We start from the raw sequence: 3058 nt of genomic DNA, 5'->3' as shown, positions 1-3058 counted from the left end.
ATTGTACTTTGAAAACTAGATAAAGTAAGAAGAAATAAAAGATTTTACCAAGCAAAACCGAGTGAGTTCATTTTTGAATTCTTAAAAAAATCGCGCGTCTGCATTTATGCAGACATCACAATTATTAATAACAGATTAAGTTATTAAGGGCGCACGGTGGATGCCTTGGCACTAGAAGCCGAAGAAGGACGTTACTAACGACGATATGCTTTGGGGAGCTGTAAGTAAGCTTTGATCCAGAGATTTCCGAATGGGGAAACCCAGCATGAGTTATGTCATGTTATCCATATATGAATACATAGTATATGAGAAGGCACACCCGGAGAACTGAAACATCTAAGTACCCGGAGGAAGAGAAAGAAAACTCGATTCCCTTAGTAGCGGCGAGCGAAACGGGAAGAGCCCAAACCAGAGAGCTTGCTCTCTGGGGTTGTAGGACACTCAATACGGAGTTACAAAGGAACAGTTTAGACGAATGACTTTGGAAAAGTCAGCCATAGAAGGTAAAGGCCCTGTAGTCGAAAAGTTGTTCTCTCCTGAGTGGATCCTGAGTACGGCGGAACACGTGGAATTCCGTCGGAATCCGGGAGGACCATCTCCCAAGGCTAAATACTCTCTAGTGACCGATAGTGAACCAGTACCGTGAGGGAAAGGTGAAAAGCACCCCGGAAGGGGAGTGAAATAGAACCTGAAACCGTGTGCTTACAAGTAGTCAGAGCCCGTTAATGGGTGATGGCGTGCCTTTTGTAGAATGAACCGGCGAGTTACGATTTGATGCAAGGTTAAGCAGTATATGTGGAGCCGTAGCGAAAGCGAGTCTGAATAGGGCGAATGAGTATCAGGTCGTAGACCCGAAACCAGGTGATCTACCCATGTCCAGGTTGAAGTTCAGGTAACACTGAATGGAGGACCGAACCGACTTACGTTGAAAAGTGAGCGGATGAGGTGTGGGTAGCGGAGAAATTCCAATCGAACCTGGAGATAGCTGGTTCTCTCCGAAATAGCTTTAGGGCTAGCCTCGTGTGATGATTATTGGAGGTAGAGCACTGTTTGGACTAGGGGCCCCCCTCGGGTTACCGAATTCAGACAAACTCCGAATGCCAAATAATTTAACACGGGAGTCAGACTGCGGGTGATAAGGTCCGTAGTCGAGAGGGAAACAGCCCAGACCACCAGCTAAGGTCCCAAAATATATGTTAAGTGGAAAAGGATGTGGCGTTGCCCAGACAACTAGGATGTTGGCTTAGAAGCAGCCATCATTTAAAGAGTGCGTAATAGCTCACTAGTCGAGTGACGCTGCGCCGAAAATGTACCGGGGCTAAACATATTACCGAAGCTGTGGATTGTCCAATGGACAATGGTAGGAGAGCGTTCTAAGCAGCGTCGAAGCATGATCGCAAGGACATGTGGAGCGCTTAGAAGTGAGAATGCCGGTGTGAGTAGCGAAAGACGGGTGAGAATCCCGTCCACCGATTGACTAAGGTTTCCAGAGGAAGGCTCGTCCGCTCTGGGTTAGTCGGGACCTAAGCCGAGGCCGAATGGCGTAGGCGATGGATAACAGGTAGATATTCCTGTACCACCTAAGATTGTTTGAACGATGGGGGGACGCAGTAGGATAGGCGAAGCGTACTGTTGGTTATGTACGTCCAAGCACTGAGACTGAGTATTAGGCAAATCCGGTACTCTTAAGGTCAAGGTGTGATGGGGAGCGAAATTATAGTAGCGAAGTCGTTGATTTCACACTGCCAAGAAAAGCCTCTAGTTAGAAATTAGGTGCCCGTACCGCAAACCGACACAGGTAGTCAAGATGAGAATTCTAAGGTGAGCGAGCGAACTCTCGTTAAGGAACTCGGCAAAATGACCCCGTAACTTCGGGAGAAGGGGTGCTTTTTAGGGTGCAAGCCTTGAAGAGCCGCAGTGAATAGGCCCAAGCGACTGTTTATCAAAAACACAGGTCTCTGCAAAACCGTAAGGTGACGTATAGGGGCTGACGCCTGCCCGGTGCTGGAAGGTTAAAAGGAGTGGTTAGCATTAGCGAAGCTACGAATTGAAGCCCCAGTAAACGGCGGCCGTAACTATAACGGTCCTAAGGTAGCGAAATTCCTTGTCGGGTAAGTTCCGACCCGCACGAAAGGCGTAACGATTTGGGCACTGTCTCAACGAGAGACTCGGTGAAATCATAGTACCTGTGAAGATGCAGGTTACCCGCGACAGGACGGAAAGACCCCGTGGAGCTTTACTGCAGCCTGATATTGAAATTCGGCACAGCTTGTACAGGATAGGTAGGAGCCTTTGAAGCGTGAGCGTCAGCTTACGTGGAGGCGTTGGTGGGATACTACCCTGGCTGTGTTGACTTTCTAACCCGCACCACTTATCGTGGTGGGAGACAGTGTCAGGCGGGCAGTTTGACTGGGGCGGTCGCCTCCTAAAGAGTAACGGAGGCGCTCAAAGGTTCCCTCAGAATGGTTGGAAATCATTCGCAGAGTGTAAAGGCACAAGGGAGCTTGACTGCGAGACCTACAAGTCGAGCAGGGTCGAAAGACGGACTTAGTGATCCGGTGGTTCCGCATGGAAGGGCCATCGCTCAACGGATAAAAGCTACCCCGGGGATAACAGGCTTATCTCCCCCAAGAGTTCACATCGACGGGGAGGTTTGGCACCTCGATGTCGGCTCATCGCATCCTGGGGCTGTAGTCGGTCCCAAGGGTTGGGCTGTTCGCCCATTAAAGCGGTACGCGAGCTGGGTTCAGAACGTCGTGAGACAGTTCGGTCCCTATCCGTCGTGGGCGTAGGAAATTTGAGAGGAGCTGTCCTTAGTACGAGAGGACCGGGATGGACATACCTCTGGTGTACCAGTTGTCGCGCCAGCGGCATAGCTGGGTAGCTATGTATGGACGGGATAAGTGCTGAAAGCATCTAAGCATGAAGCCCCCCTCAAGATGAGATTTCCCAACTTCGGTTATAAGATCCCTCAAAGATGATGAGGTTAATAGGTTCGAGGTGGAAGTACAGTAATGTATGGAGCTGACGAATACTAATCGATCGAAGACTTAATCAA

1 rRNA gene is annotated in these 3058 nt (G+C 49.5%); it reads left to right on the top strand.

The features are described from left to right. Positions 1 to 133: 133 nt before the first annotated feature. Positions 134 to 3058 (top strand): 23S ribosomal RNA (locus BFS35_RS13620).

The sequence above is a fragment of the Macrococcoides goetzii genome (assembly GCF_002742385.2).
GTDB classification, from domain to species: Bacteria; Bacillota; Bacilli; order Staphylococcales; family Staphylococcaceae; genus Macrococcoides; species Macrococcoides goetzii.
The sequence above is the reverse complement of the archived record's forward strand: the minus strand, read 5'-3'. Positions and strand labels throughout refer to the sequence as shown.